The sequence below is a fragment of the Ruegeria sp. AL12 genome, assembly GCF_056540885.1.
In genome coordinates, this window is record NZ_JBQFXN010000214.1 from 1 (window position 1) to 501 (window position 501).

Sequence of the window (501 nt, forward strand, 5' to 3'; positions counted from 1 at the left end):
GCCGGGGCTGACCAGTATCCACGGCCTCTGTTCTGCGACGGCCATTTTGTTCCACTCGGCCAAGTCCCGGTTTAGGTAATCGTCTGCAACAACGACACTCAGTTCGCCGCGATCCGCGACACAAAGCCCGTTCCTTTCAAGCAACATGCGCAGATCTTCGGCAGTTCCATCGTCGCAGATTACATCGACCGTCGCGTTTGCTAGACGTTCCGCCGCTTGCGACGGCAATGCCCCAGCGCATTCCCAGAAGGCTTGCTGCTCGCGGGGGATGGGGGCCGTATCTTCGGCTAGAAAGCCGCGCTGTTTCAGAATGTCCAACGCTGAGAATATGTCGGCACTGACATAGCGCCGGCACAGTTGGTCAAATATGTCGTCAACCAGAAAAGACCCGTCCAGCAATGGTGCCAGATCCGAGAAAATTGGGCTGGTCAGGCAAACATGGCCCTTGTGGCTGAAAAGGTACAAGGCCTCTTCCGGGACAACGATCGCCTCTAGGCTTGA

General features: G+C 56.9%; 1 protein-coding gene. It reads right to left on the minus strand.

Annotation, left to right across the window (positions count from 1 at the left end; all coding sequences use genetic code 11):
- The coding region (locus ACR0C6_RS22290) for a hypothetical protein (RefSeq protein ID WP_480621390.1) at positions 1–501 on the minus strand (501 nt) is incomplete at both ends.